At 43.2% G+C, this 19,232-nt stretch carries 17 protein-coding genes; 10 read left to right on the top strand and 7 right to left on the bottom strand.

Going from position 1 to position 19,232, the window contains the following annotated elements; genetic code table 11:
- Positions 1-19: 19 nt before the first annotated feature.
- A complete protein-coding gene (locus A3738_RS00270; RefSeq protein ID WP_068481819.1) occupies positions 20-1,183 on the top strand; it encodes a DUF6160 family protein in 1,164 nt (387 codons plus the stop codon).
- 13 nt (positions 1,184-1,196) lie between these two features.
- Here the strand turns inward: A3738_RS00270 and A3738_RS00265 are convergent, their stop codons facing one another.
- A complete protein-coding gene (locus A3738_RS00265) occupies positions 1,197-1,811 on the bottom strand; it encodes a riboflavin synthase (protein ID WP_068481822.1) in 615 nt (204 codons plus the stop codon).
- A gap of 84 nt (positions 1,812-1,895) precedes the next feature.
- On the opposite strand from A3738_RS00265, the gene A3738_RS00260 reads away from it, so the two are divergent.
- The 6 genes from A3738_RS00260 (at position 1,896) to A3738_RS00235 (ending at position 6,913) form a co-directional block, all read left to right on the top strand.
- Entirely contained in the window at positions 1,896-2,723 is an 828-nt protein-coding gene (locus tag A3738_RS00260) for a hypothetical protein (RefSeq protein WP_068503480.1), read from the top strand.
- Between the two features lie 80 nt (positions 2,724-2,803).
- Positions 2,804-3,448 (top strand): TetR/AcrR family transcriptional regulator, encoded by a 645-nt coding sequence (locus tag A3738_RS00255; protein WP_068473877.1) that lies wholly within the window; start codon positions 2,804-2,806, stop codon positions 3,446-3,448.
- Positions 3,449-3,504: 56 nt separating this feature from the next.
- On the top strand, positions 3,505-3,987 hold the full coding sequence (locus tag A3738_RS00250) for a L,D-transpeptidase (RefSeq protein ID WP_068481826.1): 483 nt from the start codon (positions 3,505-3,507) through the stop codon (positions 3,985-3,987).
- Between the two features lie 7 nt (positions 3,988-3,994).
- On the top strand, positions 3,995-5,032 hold the full coding sequence (gene nagZ, locus A3738_RS00245; protein ID WP_068481829.1) for a beta-N-acetylhexosaminidase: 1,038 nt from the start codon (positions 3,995-3,997) through the stop codon (positions 5,030-5,032).
- Between the two features lie 5 nt (positions 5,033-5,037).
- On the top strand, positions 5,038-6,174 hold the full coding sequence (locus A3738_RS00240) for a mechanosensitive ion channel family protein (protein WP_068481833.1): 1,137 nt from the start codon (positions 5,038-5,040) through the stop codon (positions 6,172-6,174).
- Position 6,175: 1 nt separating this feature from the next.
- A complete protein-coding gene (locus tag A3738_RS00235) occupies positions 6,176-6,913 on the top strand; it encodes an S-methyl-5'-thioinosine phosphorylase (RefSeq protein WP_068481836.1) in 738 nt (245 codons plus the stop codon).
- 33 nt (positions 6,914-6,946) lie between these two features.
- Here the strand turns inward: A3738_RS00235 and A3738_RS00230 are convergent, their stop codons facing one another.
- The 5 genes from A3738_RS00230 to A3738_RS00210 form a co-directional block, all read right to left on the bottom strand.
- Entirely contained in the window at positions 6,947-7,402 is a 456-nt protein-coding gene (locus A3738_RS00230; RefSeq protein ID WP_068503483.1) for a YaiI/YqxD family protein, read from the bottom strand.
- Entirely contained in the window at positions 7,402-8,220 is an 819-nt protein-coding gene (locus A3738_RS00225) for a CsiV family protein (RefSeq protein ID WP_156502894.1), read from the bottom strand. The genes A3738_RS00230 and A3738_RS00225 overlap by 1 nt, the downstream gene beginning before the upstream one ends.
- A gap of 9 nt (positions 8,221-8,229) precedes the next feature.
- On the bottom strand, positions 8,230-11,697 hold the full coding sequence (gene mfd, locus A3738_RS00220) for a transcription-repair coupling factor (RefSeq protein WP_082878643.1): 3,468 nt from the start codon (positions 11,695-11,697) through the stop codon (positions 8,230-8,232).
- A gap of 44 nt (positions 11,698-11,741) precedes the next feature.
- The gene (locus A3738_RS00215; RefSeq protein WP_068503489.1) at positions 11,742-12,497 is read right to left on the bottom strand and encodes a glutathione S-transferase N-terminal domain-containing protein; all 756 of its coding nucleotides are present in this window, start codon (positions 12,495-12,497) and stop codon (positions 11,742-11,744) included.
- Positions 12,498-12,563: 66 nt separating this feature from the next.
- Entirely contained in the window at positions 12,564-13,160 is a 597-nt protein-coding gene (locus A3738_RS00210) for a hypothetical protein (protein WP_068501347.1), read from the bottom strand.
- Positions 13,161-13,401: 241 nt separating this feature from the next.
- Between A3738_RS00210 and A3738_RS00205 the strand changes: the two genes are divergently transcribed.
- Complete coding sequence (locus A3738_RS00205; protein ID WP_068763256.1) at positions 13,402-14,874, top strand: DEAD/DEAH box helicase; 1,473 nt, start codon at positions 13,402-13,404, stop codon at positions 14,872-14,874.
- A 4-nt stretch (positions 14,875-14,878) separates the two neighbouring features.
- On the opposite strand, the gene A3738_RS00200 is transcribed toward A3738_RS00205, so the two are convergent.
- On the bottom strand, positions 14,879-16,483 hold the full coding sequence (locus tag A3738_RS00200) for an ABC-F family ATPase (RefSeq protein WP_068481850.1): 1,605 nt from the start codon (positions 16,481-16,483) through the stop codon (positions 14,879-14,881).
- A 303-nt stretch (positions 16,484-16,786) separates the two neighbouring features.
- Between A3738_RS00200 and A3738_RS00195 the strand changes: the two genes are divergently transcribed.
- Both A3738_RS00195 and A3738_RS00190 read left to right on the top strand, forming a co-directional pair.
- A complete protein-coding gene (locus A3738_RS00195) occupies positions 16,787-17,809 on the top strand; it encodes a carbon-nitrogen hydrolase family protein (RefSeq protein WP_068501292.1) in 1,023 nt (340 codons plus the stop codon).
- 187 nt (positions 17,810-17,996) lie between these two features.
- Positions 17,997-19,205 (top strand): site-specific integrase, encoded by a 1,209-nt coding sequence (locus tag A3738_RS00190; protein WP_197472394.1) that lies wholly within the window; start codon positions 17,997-17,999, stop codon positions 19,203-19,205.
- The last annotated feature ends 27 nt before the right edge of the window (positions 19,206-19,232 follow it).

The following is a 19,232-nucleotide window of genomic DNA, read 5'->3' as shown; positions in this document are numbered from 1 at the left end:
AACAGCAGAGTAGTCCGTCATGTCGATCAGCACGACATTCCGAAAATTGCTAGTTCCTTTTACCTGTGCGCTAACGAGTGCTCTTCCGCTATTTTCTTTCGCTGAACTCAGAGCACTTGAAAATGAGGAAATGCAAGATATTCGTGGTCAGGCGGGCTTGACCATTGATATCGAAACTAAGTACACAATCGCGGAATTCGAATATGTAGACGCCGGTAGCATCTTCATGAGGGACTTAGCTTTTGAAGGTATCGACGGAGGCTTGGTCGATAATATCAGGGCTACAGTTGATATCTCGGGGCCAAATGAACGACTAGCTATGGGCTTTTCGGAATATGCTCAGTGGGCAGAGCTAGGTTTTTTGGACCCAAATGAAGACGATGTTGCTTGGGCTATCAATGAATATAAAGATTCGGTGACTGGTGAAATAGGTAAAAATCTAGACGATGGCGACCTATTAATCCATGTGAGCGCGACTGACTATGGCTTGATTGACTTTTCGAGCACTACACTTGCGAATACCCCTGCTGACTATGCAGACAATTTAGACAAAATGAAGAACGCCATTGACCTTAAGGTGACTCAAGGTGAATTTGGTATTCGTTCATCGGATGGTGACGTTGAGACTGTATTGACTCGTAATCTCACTATAGAAGCATATCTTGGGTATGTTGATATTTTGATCACGAATAACGGCAATGGTTTTTCACAAACTGACGAAGAAGGCGAACCTGACGGAGTCAGATTAGGTGATTCTCATATTTACATCGATACCAAATTTAGAGTTGAAGATTTAGACGTAGATAGCACCAACAATGTTCAAAACCCTGCCGTCCCTCAACAAGCCAAAAATCCTTATTTAACTATTCGCGATATGCGAATTCATAACGAACGTGGTGCCGACACGTTAGGCTACTTTGGTTATGCAAGTGTTGAGAAAAAGATTGGCGCTGTGATGGATATTATTCCTGAATACGATAAATTGACTCAGTATGCTAGCAGTGGAAGTCTGACGAATATTCAGGATATTGGTGTCGACGGCGTATCCATTTACGACATTAACGTTCGCTGGGACTGGGATATTCCTCACATACAGTTTGGGAGAACTGAGCAAAGTATTGGAGAAGTGTACTTTACTGACTTTGTAATCGAAGGTACAAACCTTACAATTTCTGCGCATTAGAAAAAGGGATCAATTATTGACCCCTTTTCAAGTATCTCTCTACCGTATCGACTATTGCTTGAGTTTGAGGGTCGATCTCTAAGTTTACTATGTCCCCTTCGGACATCGTTCCAAAGGTCGTCATATTAAGCGTTTCAGGTATCAAATAGACGCTAAACTGATCCGTTACTCCTGATCCAATAGTTAAACTACATCCATTAAGGCCAACGAAACCTTTTGGCAAAACGTATTTTTGTAGCTTATCTGAGATGCTAAATACTAGCTCGCAATTGGTTTCCGTTTCTATGCGCTTAACAAGAGTGACTGTGTCTGAGATGTGGCCAGACATCACGTGCCCGCCGATCTCCTTTCCAAAGGTGGCAGCGCGTTCATAGTTAACGCTATCTGATATGTTAAGCATATTAAGATTTGTAACGGACAATGTTTCGATCATCACATCAAACTTTGCAATTGAGCTTGTTATAGAGTATTCGGTTACTGTTAGGCATACGCCGTTAAGAGCAATACTTGCTCCTTGTTGAAGCCCTTTTAGTGCGTCAGTGGGAAACTCAACCTTAAAGCGTTTCAAACCTTCAAAGTTTTCTATATCTATAATCTTGGCTTTGCCTTGTACGATTCCTGTAAACATCAGTCCTCTCAAATCGCGTTAATTTGCTAAAGTTTTTGTCGGTTACGCCGATAACATTGGCAAATTTACAGAAGGATTTATCGCTTGTCTAAAGTTAATCATGGAGAGGGTCGTGCAAGTACTCGAGATGATGTTTCTTCGTTGGCTAGCAACCCTGATAGAAAAAAAGATATTCCTGATAAAGCGCATGGTCAAAACCCACCACTAGGCGAAACTAAGAGCCGCAGTGGAGATGCTTCTGCAAGTTATAGTTCGCATGATCCGAATACGAATAGACCTAAAACATTACTAAGCTCTCCTGTAGACGAAGCAACTCAACACGATATAGCGATGCAACAAAGGCTATTGGCAAGTTGCGAAAGAGTAAATCTGTTGAGCATACCTTCCTTAACGCTTGATGATTACCCGAACAATTGGGAGTTTGATCAAGCTAAGAAAATGCGTGATATTTTTTTGATGGGTGGGAGCGTTTCGCTCGGTGCCTTTATCGTCGCGTTGACAGGCATCGTTCACCCAGTAATTGCTGGGATCTCTTTCGGCGTTTTTGTGCTGTGTTGTGTATTGGCATTCACTAGTCTTCAAAGCATTGTGACTGGCAGAGCGACACTTTATGAGCTGGCGGCGAAACGAAACCTCTTGGTGTCCCAGGCAAGATCACATGTTCAATTTCTTGAGGGTGTGGGTGGCTTAGCCTGGCGTTGCTCAGCACTCGGTCGTTACAATCAACATCTATATAACAATCAATTTAACGTTCTAATCCAATATTCAAAAGCTAATCAGCTTCATCGTGTGTTGAGCAGCCCACGCCATTTTCGCCTCTATGCGCAGTTCGTCGTTGAAGCACAGCGCGCTTATAAAAAACTGCAAACGATTTATTTGAGCGAGGGCGGGGAAATTAATTTGTCACCTTAGACAAATTAACAAGGCAATTCTTGACAGCTTGCGTGGTCAAACGTATGTTTGAAACAGTTGTTTAGAATAGATTATCTTAAATGCCTCAATTAGAAACCGTTGACAAAATCTTAGATGCTGCTGAACTCCTTTTCGCCGAAAAAGGTTTCTCTGAAACGTCCTTAAGAATGATTACTAGCAAGGCTAACGTCAACTTAGCGGCTGTAAACTATCACTTTGGCTCAAAGAACGCGTTGATTCAGGCTGTTTTTTCTCGCTTTCTTGGTCCTCTCAGTAAGATTATGGAAGATACCTCAAAAGAACATGGCTGGGGGAAGGATAATATTCCTAGCCTAGAGGATATCTTAAAACTGTACATGCATAGCCTGCTAAAGATTCCTAGCAGTCACGAAAATGGTGTTGCGGTATTTATGCGCTTAATGGGCTTGGCATATACTCAATCGCAAGGGCACCTGCGTCTTTACTTAGAGCAAGAGTACGCTAAGACATTTAGACTCTTTCTAGAACTTGTCCGTTTGAGTACGCCAGAGCTAAGCACTAAAGAGCGTTTTTGGCGTACACAATTCACTTTGGGCTCGATCGCATTTACGATGTCGAGCATTCAGCCATTAACTGAAATTCTAGAAAATAGTAAAGACGCGAAGGCTAATCCTGAGGAAATCGTTGATCTAATTGTTCCATATATGTTGGCGGGGATAACCGCTCCAGCAATGGACGTTAATTAACTCGATTAGATCTTGTTGTATTGCTAATCTTTTTTCGGCTTTAAGAGGTTAGCTAAATGATTCAACGCATTCTCATATTTCTATCCAAGCAAGAACTTCATAGTTTTGACTTACACGGAAACCGCACAGTTTATCCAGTCTCTACTGCGAAGAATGGCAGCGGTCAACTTGAAGGTTCTTTTTGTACCCCGCTCGGATATCACATTGTTAAGCACAAAATCGGTCACCAGCTTTCCCGCGATACGGTGTTTAAGGCGCGAACCCCACAAATAAAGTCATTTACTGAAGCTCGATATCTAGCTGAACCTAATGAAGACTGGATATTGTCACGCATACTATGGTTGAGCGGCTGCGAGCCAGGCTTCAACCGTCTAGGAGAGGTTGATAGCAAGAATCGTTATATTTATATCCACGGTACTCCTGATCAAGAGCCAATTGATCAGCCGTTGTCACATGGGTGCATTCGGATGCGTTGTGATGATGTAATTACATTGTTTGATCAGACTCCAATTTATACACAAGTACAGATACAGAATTAATACGACTATGAATCAGACCCCACTCGGCCCAGTGATGTTAGACATCGAAGGCTTGCAACTCTCCGATCGCGAAACTCAGTTGATACAAAATACGCAAGTAGGCGGATTAATTCTATTTACACGTAACTTTGATTCTAAGTCGCAGCTTGTCACGCTCGTTAACGAAATCCGTGACGCGCGCCCGAATATCTTAATTGCTGTGGATCATGAAGGTGGACGAGTACAGCGATTTCGTGATGGGTTTACGCATATACCGCCAATGGCGAGACTAGGTGAACTTTATTCTGTTGAACCAGAACGTGGACTTTCATATGCTCGTGAACTTGGCTGGTTAATGGCAAGCGAATTAATAGACATAGATATTGATATAAGTTTTGCGCCAGTACTAGATATCGACGATGGCATCTCGGCAGTCATAGGTGATCGTTCTTTTTCGTCAGATCCTCATGTTTTGTCTGTTCTTGCCAAAGCATTTATGGAGGGGATGCACGATGCAGGTATGGCTACGACGGGTAAACATTTTCCTGGGCATGGAGCGGTCGCTGCTGACTCCCATGTTGCAATACCAATCGATGAGCGTTCGAAAGATGATGTTTTTGCGCGTGACTTAAAAGTCTTTGCTGATCTAGCGCAGGACGGAATGGATGCAGTTATGCCTGCGCACGTAATTTATCCGTCAGTCTCCCCCGAACCAGCTGGTTTCTCAAAAACATGGATACAGCAAATTTTGAGACAGGAGCTACACTTTGATGGTGTTGTCTTTAGCGATGATCTTACGATGGAAGGCGCTAGTGTTGCAGGCTCATTTTTAGATCGTGCTAAGGCAGCTCTTCAGGCAGGGTGCGATATGATCTTAGTGTGTAATAACTCAGAAGCGGCTGAGCAGATTGTGTTAGAAGCTGATTTGTCAGATTACTCTGATGTTTCACGCACGCGTATTAATAAGATGCGTAAGCGTATTGTTGAAAATCGATCCACTCTAATAGGGTCTGTGCGTTGGCAGAATGCTCAAGAAATCGTCAAGAATATAAATAATAAGGTGTAAGCTAAATGGATTTTCTGGAGTCTAGTAATCAGTTTCTAGCCGACCTTGGATATACGAATTCCGGTGTGCGTAGTGTCATTGAAATTTTCGCTGTTGTCGTACTCACAGCATTAGCAAGTTATATTTCAAAACGGATATTCAAACGAGTCGAAATCCAGTTCACCAAGACGGAGAATTTATGGGACGATGCATTACTACACGCAGCAAGACGTCCTGTGTCCCTTGGTATCTGGATCGTCGGCCTTTCCATGGCGGCATATACTGCCGATCAATACTCAAACGTAGTTGTTTTCGATTTTGTTGAGCCAATTCAGCGTATCGGGGTTATCTTCTGTCTAACTTGGTTCGTAGTAGGGTTTATTGCGCAAACAGAAACCTTGCTTATCGATCCAGATAGAGTTGAGGAGCCTATCGATGAAACTACTGTGCACGCATTGGGTAAACTTCTTCGGGCTTCGATTATTATCACTGCAGTTCTCGTTGTTTTACAGACATTAGGTTTCAGTATTAGTGGTGTATTAGCCTTTGGTGGTATTGGCGGCATTGCTGTTGGTTTTGCGGCGAAAGACTTGCTAGCGAACTTCTTCGGCGGGCTGATGATCTATTTGGACAGACCGTTCAAAGTTGGCGAATGGATTCGCTCTCCTGATCAAGAAATTGAAGGTACCGTAGAGAAAATCGGTTGGCGTTTAACGACAATTCGAACCTTTGATAAGCGACCGCTATACGTACCAAACCAGGCATTCGCAAATATTTCAGTACAAAACCCATCACGTATGAGTCACCGTCGAATCTATGAAAAAATTGGCGTCCGTTATGACGACTCTGATCAGCTCGAGAACATTGTTGCTAAGGTTAAGGCGATGCTTAAGAAGCATCCTGATATCGATACTAAGCAAACATTAATTGTAAATTTTGACTCGTTTGGCGCGTCATCTCTCGACTTCTTTATCTATACGTTTACGAAGACGACTGACTGGATTGAGTATCATTCAGTGAAGCAAGATGTTCTTGTTCAAGTTATAAACATTATTGAAGGTGAGGGCGCCGAGTTCGCATTCCCTACATCGACAGTCCACCTTCCAGAACTTACTTCAAGCGGTTTGCAGTTGATGCCGTCTCAGCGTACAAACGAAGGTTAATATGCACGCAATTATTGGTGGAACCGGCTTAAACCAACTTGGTAACTTTGAGCTAAAAGAAGACTGCAATCTTGATACTCCATACGGTGCGCCGAGTGGAATATTTCAAAAAGGAACCCTCGCAGGAAAAGATATTGTTTTTTTAGCTCGTCACGGGCAACCACATAACATTCCTCCACATAAGATTAACTATCGTGCAAACATGCATGCTTTAATGCAGCTAGGCGTTAAAGATGTTATAGCCATCAACGCGGTTGGCGGGATACATAGTCATATGCCACCCAAGGCGCTGGCAGTGCCAGATCAAATTATTGATTACACATGGGGAAGGGAACATACGATATATGATGGTAGTGACGGTAAACTTGGTCATATCGACTTTACTGAACCTTACACACAGTCGATCAGAAAGGGTTTAATCACCGCTGCTCGCGATCAGAACATCGATATCTTACCTTGCGGGGTGTATGCCGCTACTAACGGCCCTCGTCTCGAAAGTGCAGCAGAGGTGATGCGAATCAAGCAAGATGGTGGTGACATGATCGGCATGACTGGTATGCCTGAAGCGTCGCTCGCGATTGAGCTTGAATTAAATTACGCCTGCCTTGCTGTGAGTGTAAATTGGGCTGCTGGGTTACATGGCTTAGAAGCCATAACGATGGAAGAAATCAGGGAGGCTTTAGAGTCAGGTATAAAATCTGTTGAGGCTATTTTAAGTCAGTACCTATCTACAACCTAATGCCTGTTTAATCGACTGTAGATGGCCGCTCCCTTACTTTGGGATCTTCGCTAGCCATCTATCTAAGACATTAGCGAAATCCTGTATTTCTCGAGGACATAGCGCTTTTGGACCTCCCGTTTGAACTCCGCTTGAACGCATCATCTCTAGAAAATCTCTCATATTTAAGCGCTGCTTAATATTTTCCTTGGTCAGGCTTTGTCCCCGAGTATTAATGACTTTTGCGCCCTTAGTAAGCACCGCGTCAGCCAATGGAATATCTTGAGTAATCACCAAATCATTAGGTTCAGATTGTTCTTCAATCAGATCGTCTGCCACGTCAAATCCAGTCGAAACTGTGACGCTTTTAACCTGCGGATAACCTGAGGGAATCGGGATATGATGATTTGCTACGAATGTAATCTCAATGCCGGTTCGCTTCGACGCACGAAGTAGAATTTCTTTTATTGCCTTTGGGCAGGCGTCGGCATCAACCCATATCATCGCCATTATGGATATTCCGGAAGCTTCAATTTTGAAATAGTGACGATCAGGCCTAAGTAGGGGTGATCTAAATAGTGAATCTCATTGTTTTTGATTCGCCTACTTTGATTGAAGTTAAAAGACTTAATAACAATTTCACCGTTATCTTCTTGCACGCCGCCACTAACTAGATCTTCATCTGAGATGAATAGCAATTGAAAAAATGAAGCCTTCGGGAAAGGATCTTGAAGGTAGTCGATTAATGAGTAGTAAGAGACTGGCCGCTTAAACATGTAATCTAGATCGATCTCGGCGTGCATATATCGCGATCGACGGATAGTAAGTTCGCCGTAAAATTCTTCAAATCCGAACATCTGTTTTGCATCGTTATTTCCAGACGAATCTGTTGTTTCTTCCAAGTCGATATTAGAGCCCGTCAAAATAATAGGAAGTGTTCTAGTGTCGTTATCGATCTCTTGTTGCCATGCGCCTCTAGCTAAAATATCAATGCCTTTCTCATCAAACTGGCGTGGAATATCAATAAGGCGTTGATCTTCTTTCTGAGGCTGTAGTAGTTGAGTTGCGGTTAGCGAAGAATCAAGATACTCGTACAAGAAATTATTAGAGCTGCTAGGTTCAATTGGCGTTCGCACTTTCTCAAAAACCAAAACCTCAAGATCAGGGTTTTGTTGCTTGAATAATACAAACTCAATTTGATATCTATCGATAGGTTTTTCGATAGCGTCGTGGTCTAGGGGAGCTTCTTCAGCGAACATGGGGCTGCTGAGGATAAAGGTCGTAGCGCATAACAGTGCTTTGAATGGTAACCCAATACGTAAACTCAAAATATATCCTTAGCGATTATGCGCCGGTTGCGCCAATGTCTTAAGCAGCGATTTGATTTCTTCAATCTTCTGGTCGGCTGTAGTTGCTTTAAGCTCAAATCGTAACTTACTCGCGCCTTCGAGGCGATATATATGCGGAGATTTTTGAACGAGCTGAACCAATGTTAATGGGTCAATGTCGGTTGTTTTGCCAAACTCTAACGACCCACTAGTTGCACCCGCATCGACCTTCACAATGCCAAGCTTCTCTGCTTGGAGTTTCAATTCTGTCTGACGTAATAAGTTTTTGCTCGGTTCGGGTAACAAACCAAAGCGATCGATCATTTCGATTTGCAAGTCTTTCAATTCGTCATTGTTTTTACAGCTAGAGATGCGTTTGTAGAGCACAAGTCGTGAATGCACGTCAGGCAAGTAATCATCTGGTATCAATGCAGGTATTCGAAGATTTACCTCTGTACCATGCATCGCTTCTTCTATATTAAGCTCTTTGCCATCTTGAAGTGATTGAACAGCCTGCTCTAGAAGCTCCATGTACAGAGAGAAGCCAACACTTTGAATTTGCCCGCTTTGCTCTTCGCCCAGCAATTCACCTGCGCCTCTTATCTCTAAGTCGTGCGTTGCTAGCATAAAGCCAGAGCCCAATTCTTGAGCTGCTGTAATCGCTTCTAAACGTTTTTCAGCATCGCGAGTCAGTCGTTTTTCTGCTGGCGTCAATAAATATGCATAAGCCTGATGATGAGATCGACCTACGCGCCCGCGCAATTGATGAAGTTGAGCTAGGCCAAACTTATCTGAGCGGTCGATGATTATGGTGTTTGCATTTGGAATATCGATGCCCGTTTCAATGATTGTTGAGGAAACGAGAACATTGAAGCGTTGGTGGTAGAAGTCTGACATTGCTTGCTCAAGCTCGCGCTCACGCATTTGCCCATGTGCGAAACCAACACGAGATTCAGGTATGAGTTTTTGCAAGAACTCGACTTCTTTTTCGATATTCTTGACATCATTGAATAAGTAATAGACTTGGCCGCCGCGCAGTATTTCACGCAGTACAGATTCACGTATCAAAGCATCTTGCTTTTGCCTTACGAAGGTCTTAACTGATAAACGTTTGGCTGGTGGTGTTGCGATAATCGATAAATCACGCACACCACCCATCGCCATATTCAATGTTCGCGGAATTGGGGTTGCCGTTAATGTGAGTATATCTACTTCGGCACGTAGAGCTTTGAGTTTCTCTTTTTGTTGCACCCCGAACCTGTGCTCTTCATCGATGATTAGTAAGCCCAAGTTCTTAAATTTAATGTTTCCTTGAATCAGCTTATGCGTGCCGACGAGGATATCGACTTCACCAGATTCAACACGCTCCAAAACTTTGCCTTGTTCTTTTGCAGTTTTAAAACGAGAAATCAGCTCTACATTTACTGCCGTATCTGCAAACCGATCTAGAAAACTTTGATAATGCTGTTGTGCGAGCAGAGTAGTAGGGACTAAAACAGCGACCTGCTTGCTAGAGTAACTCGCGATGAATGCAGCACGCATTGCGACCTCGGTTTTGCCAAAGCCGACATCCCCACAGACCAATCGATCCATAGGCTGATCTTTAGTCATATCCTGAACTACAGCGTTGATTGCAACTGCTTGGTCCGGAGTTTCTTCAAAAGGAAAGCCTGCGCAAAAGGCGCGATAGGCTTGTTTCGGGTGACTGTATTTGAAGCCTTTTTTTGCTGCGCGCTTTGCGTAGACTTCGAGTAACTCAGCTGCAGTGTCGCGTATTTTCTCTAGAGCTTTTTGCTTAGTCGTGCTCCAGCGATCTGTTCCAAGTTTGTGTAATGGTGCGAGTGACTCATCTGTACCACTATACCTAGAAATTAAATTTAATGACGCAATTGGTACGTAAAGCTTTGAGCCACTATCGTATTCGAGCGTAAGAAACTCATCTGTCATTCCGTCAACAGTGATTGTTTCGAGGCCCTTGTAACGCCCAACGCCGTGATCAATATGAACTACTGGCGCACCTAAGCGTAGCTCTGTAAGACTTTTCACAAAGTTATCTTGGGACTCTGCTGAGGTGCGCCGCTTATAGGTTTGGCGAACGAGTTGACCGAAAAGCTCGGTTTCCGTTACAACTGCCATCGAATCGTCACCAAGAATAAACCCTGACTCAATTGGACCTACGACGAGAGATAGGCCGCTAGAATCCGAATCACAGGTATCTTGCCATGTTTGCGAATGATCAAATTCAATTTGATGATCTTTAAACAAATCTTGTAATGACTCTCTGCGACCGGCGCTTTCCGAAATAACGATTAATTTCCCCGGAAAGTCTTTCTGAAATTCTTTTATTCGAAAAGCAGGAATGTCCAAACGATCATCAATCGTCAGATCAGGAAGATCTTTCGCGTTAGCAACAAACCCATGATCTGAACGGGTGTTGTTTGTATCGAGCTCAATACGTTGAAGCTTGTTGATTTCACTAAAACATTCATCCGCAGCAAGAAACAGCGTATGAGGCGCTAGGATAGGTTGCTGAACATCGTGGCGCCTATCTTCATAGCGTTCGTTAATCTCGGCCCACACAGCTTTTAAAGTATCGTCAAAGCCTGCGTTAAAGATTAGCTGTGTGCTATAAGGTAAATACTCAAATAGCGAAGCCATCGATTCAAAAAACAAAGGTGCATAGTACTCAATGCCGTGCGGTTTAATGCCTTCTTTGATGTCGCGTAGTATTGGCGCGCTGAAGCTTTTCTCATCGAACTGGTCTAGCCAACGATTACGAAATGCAAGCCTAGAAGCTCTGTCCCACGGAAATTCGTGCGCAGGCAGTAGTTCGATACTCTTTAGCTTTTCTTTGGATCTTTGCGTTTCTGGATCGAAACTTCGAAGGCTTTCAATTTCGTCGTCAAATAACTCTATACGAATTGGAAATTCGCTACCCATTGGGTAGACATCAAATATTGAACCACGAACTGCATACTCACCGTGCTCATAGACGGTATCGACATGGCGGTAGCCAACCTGCTCGAGCGAGCGTCGGTAATCATCGGGATTAAACCGACCATCTATTTGCAAAGACAGCGAATTAGCGGCAATGAAGTCAACGGGCGGCAAGCGCTGAAGCAGGGTCTGAACAGGCACTACCAATACGCCATTTTGCATACTGCGCAACGCCGCTAAGGTCGATAGACGCTGAGAAATAATGTCTTCGTGGGGAGAAAAATTGTCATAGGGTAAGGTCTCCCAGTCTGGAAGAATAAATGCCTTACCGCTTTCACTTTCGTCGCCTAAAAATTCCAAGGCCTTCACCAAGGCGTTTGCTTCTTGCATATCATTGGTAATGACTAAGGTCAGGCTTTTTTGCTTGTTTTGAATGATTTCGCTAATCAGATAGGGCTTGGCGTTTTGGTAGCAAGCGATACGATTAGCTTGTGACGTTGAGTCACTAAAAAGATCTGAGTTGACCAGAATGTTTTTCATTGATGCCTTGGAGCAATTAAAAAGTTAGAGCAATAAAAATAGAGTTACTTCGCGTATTGCTGATTTAAATAATCGACAATCTTTGCAGATTCAAAAAGGTTTGTATCTGTATTGGGGTCGACAAGAAATGGGACCTGAACGTTGCCCCATTTTTCTAAAAATGCCTCACGTTTTGATTCTGGAACAGGGCGGTATTCACCGCGATGAAAACGAAATTTAGCAGGGCCCATATCCTCTTTTTGCTGCTTACCAAGATTAATCAATTGATAAGGCAATTCTAGTTCGCACAGTCTTTCTCTGACTATGCGAGAAAATGGGCTCGATTCGAAACTATAAAGTGTTAACGGCTGTTGTGTGGACTTCGAGGGCTTAGCTTTAATTCCAGCATTTAGCCGTATTAAAGAAGAAAGCTTTGATCGACGCATTTGTTGAGGTGTGATTTGTGTGCGTGATGGTGCGTCTACACCTTTATATTGCTTAAAAAGGTACTGAATAATATCGGATGCACCTTTTCTACTTTCTTCGACATTTGTGTCGTACAGAACAGGTACTTGATCAGTGCCTGAATCTCGACGAAGCCGTTTGATGTTTTCTCCACCGATTGGACAGGGCATGATGGTGACATCAAGATTGAGCGCGGTAAGCGTTTCTCGAACAAGACGGCATTCCGGATCGCCTTCACGATCAAACAGGATAATCGGTTTTTCGGGCTGATAATGCTCTTTCGTACTAGATGTTCCTCGCCAAGAGCGAGCAATAGATGCAAATGTGGAGTTCAGAACATTAATCGTATGAAGCATGCATACACCCTTTTAATATTAAGCGGTTTTTTCTATAAACCGCAGCATTATAAGGCTTAAGATGCTTTAGTCGACCCCAGCGTACTCAATTGATTTAAACACTTGTTCTGCATAGTTTTGAACGTTAATCCTTGGGGCGTTCACTTCATAACGTCGTGATAATTCAACGTTGACCAAAATATTTGGCAAGCCACGATGCGGGCAGACCAAACCATATACATCAACGAGAGCAGGGCCTGCATTATTGCGACCACGCCAATCTTCTAATTGTTCTGCATAGGTGATACATTTATTACCGTATTCTTCAGCAGCCCAAGAATCTCGACCGTGAACAATCAGCCCTTCAACCGCGTCGTCATTCACATTTTCACGATAGGCTGAGAGATGCGCTTGCGCTGATTCAAACATTCCGAAAGCTGGCCCTCTATTCACCGCAACCTTCAACGAGTAACTGTCGTCATAGTTGAGTTGACTTAATTTGATTCGGTTTCCTGTACCGTAATCGACAGCAAACCAAGACTTTTCTGTGGGTACAACGACTGAAACCGCGGGGCCATATACCCGTTCACCAGGGCGAATATTGGTTCGATCAAAACTTGTTGCGCAGCCACTAATGATTAGCGTTAACGCTAGTAGCTTGATTATCGTATAGACGTTCGACATATCGGAATTTATTAGTATCGTTATTGTCAGCTTATTTAGTATGTCTTGAGCGAAGCTCAAGAATGCGCCTAAGCACTTAATTATTTGTTTTTATCGTGACATAAATAGATCGTCGCACCAAGCTCGCAGTGCGTGTTTTGACCTACTAGCATACGAATGATGAAGTTTATGTATCGTAAAAGCTTAATCCCACCTATACTTCGCGCGCATTCTTCCCCCACATACTGAGAACGAATACTTAATGTACTTTGAAGAGCTTGGCCTTAATCGAAATATCCTAAAAGCAATTGAGTTAAAAGGTTATAAGACACCATCCTCAATCCAGCAAGAGGCTATTCCTGCCGTATTAACAGGGCAAGATGTGATGGCTGCCGCGCAAACGGGTACAGGCAAAACTGCTAGCTTTACACTTCCTATTATTCAGTACCTTGAAGGAAAAGCTCGTGTAAAGGCCAATCAGGTCCGAGTACTCATTCTTACACCAACGCGAGAGCTTGCAGCTCAGGTGCACCAGAGTTTAGAAGATTACAGTCAATTCTCTGATACGCGCTCTGCAGTTGTGTTTGGAGGGGTGAAGATTAACCCTCAGATGTTGAAGTTAAGAAAGGGTATTGATGTATTAGTTGCAACGCCTGGACGCTTACTTGATTTATGTGAAAAGAATGCCGTAAAGCTCGATCAGATTGACGTATTTGTTCTAGACGAAGCCGACAGAATGCTGGATATGGGCTTCATTAATGATATTCGCCGCGTTATCGCGCTATTGCCCAAGCGCAGACAAAATCTGCTGTTCTCAGCGACATTTTCCGATGACATTCGTAATTTAGCGAAAGGCTTGATTCATGATCCCGTTGAGATCTCTGTATCGCCAAAAAATTCTGCCGCGAAAACTGTCGATCAATTAGTTATTCCAATTGATAAAGCTAACAAGTCACAAGCCTTAATTACCTTAATTAAACGCCATCAATGGTATCAAGTGCTCGTCTTTTGTCGGACAAAGCACGGCGCGAACAAGCTAAGCCAAAAACTGATTAAGTCTGGAATTAAAGCAGCCGCGATTCATGGTAATAAGAGTCAAGGAGCTAGAACAAGGGCGCTATCAGACTTTAAAAGCGGTGATTTACAAGCGCTTATTGCTACCGATATTGCCGCGCGAGGAATTGATATTGATCAGTTACCTCAAGTCGTGAACTTTGATTTACCGCATGTAGCTGAGGATTACGTGCATCGTATTGGTCGCACCGGGCGCGCTGGCATGGCAGGGAAAGCTGTCTCGTTAGTCACGGCAGAAGAATATAAAGAACTCGTCGGAATAGAGCGTTTGATTCAGCAGCATATTCCAAGAGAAGACATAAAAGGCTTCGAAGCTCAAAATGCATTGCCAGCATCTCCGCAGACTTTAAAACCAATTAAGGCGAAAAAACCGAAGAAAAATAAGACCAAAGTCGATGCTTTTAATCAGACCAGCTCAACGAATATGTCTGCCTCAGGCAAGCCGGATAAAAACAAGAAAAAAGCTAATAACAGCGACGGACACGGCAACAAGTCTCGCGACAAGGCTAAAAAGAGTCAGGCAAATAAAGATATTTGGGCTAGAGGCAAGCCAAAACAGAACAAGCCTAAGAAAAGTAGCAATAAACAGACTGGGAACAAAAATGCAGAATCTAAAAAAGGAGTAGGGCGCTCGCCACGCAAACGCCCTGTTCAAAATTAGGCGATTAACGCTTGGTTTCTAGTGCTAATTGGCGCGCAAGGTACTCTTCATAAGTGCCTTGGAAATCATTTAGCTTGTTGTCCTTGATTTCAATAATGCGTGTAGCCAAAGAAGAAACAAACTCTCTGTCATGGCTGACAAAAATCAGAGTGCCTGGATAATTTTCGAGCGCTAGGTTTAACGCTTCGATCGATTCCATGTCCAAGTGATTGGTTGGCTCATCCATAATTAGCACATTTGTTTCAGCGATAATCAGCTTACCAAACAACAGGCGGTTCTTTTCACCACCTGAACAAACAGAGACTTTCTTGTCGATGTCTTTCGACGAGAACAGCATGCGCCCCAGAATGCCGCGAATGAACTGATCATCTTGACCTGGCTTACGCCACTGGCCCATCCATTCGAACAAAGTCATATCTTCTGCAAAGTCGCGCGTACTGTCTTGTGGGCAATAACCAAGGCTTGCACTCTCAGCCCATTTAATAGTACCAACGCTAGCATCAAGCTCGTTCATCAAGCAGCGGAGTAGGGTTGTCTTACCTACGCCGTTTTCTCCAATCACCGCCAAACGTGTTCCAGCTTCGAGAATCATATCGCCGCCTTCAAATAAAGTTTCACCATCGAAGCCATGAGCTAAACCTTCAAGCACCAATGATTGGCGATGAAGTTTCTTTTCCTGATTGAAACGAATAAACGGGCTAACACGACTTGAAGGCTTAATTTCTTCTAACTCGATCTTTTCGAGACGCTTGGCGCGTGAGGTTGCTTGCTTTGCTTTTGACGCGTTGGCTGAGAAGCGGCTAACGAACTGTTGCAGCTCAGCGATCTCAGTTTTCTTTTTCGCATTCTCATGTTGTAAACGCTCACGGGCCGCAGTCGAAGCAATCATAAAGTCGTCGTAGTTGCCTGGGTAAACACGCAGCTCACCGTAATCGATATCGGCCATGTGCGTGCACACAGCATTTAAGAAGTGACGATCGTGAGAAATAATTATCATTGTGCTTGAACGTTGATTTAACAGTTCTTCTAACCAACGAATTGTATCGATATCCAAGTTGTTAGTCGGTTCGTCTAACAACAATATGTCTGGATCGGAGAAAAGTGCTTGAACTAGTAGGACGCGTAATTTCCAACCTGGTGCGATTTCGCTCATCAAGCCATAGAACATGGAAGGATCAAGGCCAGCATGAGTCAGCAATTCTTCAGCTTTAGATTCGGCAGAATAACCATCTAGTTCGGCGAAACGTGTTTCAAGATCAGCAACAAGCATTCCTTCTTCTTCGCTCATTTCTGGCAAGGAATAAATACGCTCGCGCTCAAGCTTAATATCCCAAAGTTCTTTGTGGCCCATAATGACCGCGTCAACAACGCTGTATTCTTCAAATGCGTATTGATCCTGACTTAATTTAGCGACACGTTCATTCGGAGAAATCGATACATTTCCTGATGTTGGCTCAAGTGAGCCGTCCAAGATTTTCATGAACGTTGATTTGCCGCAACCGTTTGCGCCAATAAGTCCGTAGCGATTACCTTCGCCAAATTTGACGGAAATGTTTTCAAAGAGAGGTTTCGCACCAAATTGCATGGTGACATTTGCTGTAGAAATCAATGAGTCGACCTTCGATCAGAATGTATGGAGACAAGCAAAAAGCCTGATTGCCTAAAATTTGCGCGCACTATAGAGCACAGCGCGCGCGAGGTCGATAAAAACTTTGAAATAGCTGCCGAGTTAGTATGACGAGCATATTTTCGTCACGATCAGGGGGCCATATTCTGTTTATATTTACGATAACTCACTACGATCTGAAATCATGTGTTTGAATCAACTTAGTCTCACTTAATTAAAACAGTCTCATGATAAGATTGATCATCTGTCTCCAAAAAACATCAATAAGGAAATCAAGTGTCGAGAATGAGAACGATAAAAGTCGCATCGAGCCTGATGGACGCAAACCCTTCACCAGTTGAAGCGCGATTAGAGCGGGCTGAAAAGCTAATATCTGAAGCGAGCCTTGATGGTGCCAATCTTTTTCTATTACCCGAAATGTTTAACTTCGGCTATGCCTATGACGTAAAACTCTTTGATCTTGCCGAATCACCGACTGGGAAAACCTATAAATTTCTTAAGGGCTGCGCTAAGAAGTATAACATGATGATCGGGGGCACCTTTTTAGTCAGAGAAAATTCTCACATCTACAACCGCTTTATGCTTATCAGTTCCTCTGGCGAGCAGTGGGAATATGACAAGAATTATCCATGGGGGTGGGAGCGTGGTTATTTCAGGGGTAAGCACCAAACAACCATTGCGGACACGCCATTGGGAAAAATAGGTATGCTTGTTTGTTGGGATATCGCGCATACTAATTTATGGGAGGCGTATGACGGAGAGGTCGACTTTATTCTCGCTAGTATGTCGCCACCGATTACAACAGATCCTACTTATCATCTATCAGATGGTCAGACTCTATCTAATAGTGAGCTAGGGTTCATTCCTAGACTTATCGAAAAGATCTCTAGCGCAGCTGATCTGTTTTCCGATATTCCAAAGCTGCTTGCTAGTGAACTCGAAGTGCCTGTGATCTCGTCTGCATCCACTGGACAGATTCAATGTCAGATGCCACATCCAAAAGCGCTTTGGCTAACATACTGTGCAGTCAATCCTTTGATGTGGCGTCACTGGAACTCTACAGACTCTATTCGTGCTGATTTTAAATGCGCCGATTTCGCTCAAATTATCGATAAGTCAGGCCAAACAGTAAAAGCATGTCAACGTGATTCAGGTGACGCGTGGGCTTCACAAGAAATCTCATTTTCATCGACTAAAACAAAAGTTAAGCACGCTCTACCTAAAAGAGTACTGCCAATCATGTCCTACATTTTTGCAGACAAGATTTTCAAATATCCGTCACTAATGACTTATATAAGGCGCCGTTAATCAAACTCACTGCTTAAAACAATAGTGAAGAGTTATTTGCTAAGTTGCCTTAATAGGTATGCTACTAAACATTAATTTTAAATTACTAATACTCTTTAGTATTGGACATAGGCTAATATGAAGATAGGCTAGTGTATAACCTCAATCAAAAAAATAACATGCTATGCCCGTATCAAAGCCGTTTCCTTTGTTTCCTACATACGATGAATTAAGAGATGTTCGTCTAGATGATTTTCCCGAACTCAATACCTATTTAGAAAAGTCAGATAAATGGAAACGCAATGCATGGCACTGGGGTCAAGAATTTTTGTCTTATATTGGTCGCAACAAATCTCAGCATACTTACACACGTTTTCGTTCAGAACTCGAAAAGTTTTTATTGTGGTCGTTTCTTGTATCCGATAAACCGATTGATGAGCTGCGGAAATCAGACATCCTTGCTTATGCAGATTTCTTTTGGCAACCGCCATTAAATTGGATTTGCTTTGTGAATCACGAGAAATATCGTTTCTCTAACGGTGTGTTTGAAATCAATCCCGAATGGGCTCCATTTCGATTAGTTCAAGCTAAAGGCGATCAGTCTAAGCCAGATAAAAAATTATATCGTCCGTCGCAGCAAACCTTGCACGCAATGTTTACGGCTTTAAATGCGTTCTATAAACATATGATGGATGAGGAAATTTGTTACGGAAATCCGGTTCAAGTTGCTAAAAAAGACTGCAAGTATTTTATAAAAGACGCACAAGTTAAAGACGTGAAACGTCTGAGTGAAGATCAATGGCAATATTTGCTTGATGTAGCTGAAAAAATGGCCAATGACGACTCAAAGTATGAGCGGAATTTATTTCTCATTGCGTCCTTAAAAACCTTATTTTTACGAATTTCAGAGTTCTCAGAACGCGCAGACTGGGTCCCAACAATGGGACATTTCTGGAAAGATAATGATGATAATTGGTGGTTAAAAGTATATGGAAAAGGTCGAAAGTTACGGGACGTCACCGTTCCACCAAGCTTTATTCCATATTTAAAGCGATATCGAGCGTCTAGAGGATTAAACAGTCTTCCTGTATTGGGAGAAACGCACCCTATTATTGCGAAAATTCGTGGCCGCAATGGTATGACGGCGCGCCAATTATCGAGGTTGGTACAAGAGGTTTTTGACCAGGCTTTTGAAGCGATGCGCTTAAGCCATGGCGAAGAGGCAGCGGCACGTTTTCAGCAGGTGTCTACGCACTGGTTACGTCACACAGGCGCCAGTCTTGAGATTGAACGAGGTCGAGCATTAAAAGATGTATCAGAAGATCTGGGGCACGCAAGTATGGCGACTACCGATACTATTTACGTTCAGAGTGAAAACAAAAAGCGTGCAGAAAGTGGTAAGTCACGCGATGTATAGCAGCGTGACTTAGTGGAGCATTCTAAG

This window comes from Oleiphilus sp. HI0066, assembly GCF_001635725.1.
The sequence above is the reverse complement of the archived record's forward strand: the minus strand, read 5'-3'. Positions and strand labels throughout refer to the sequence as shown.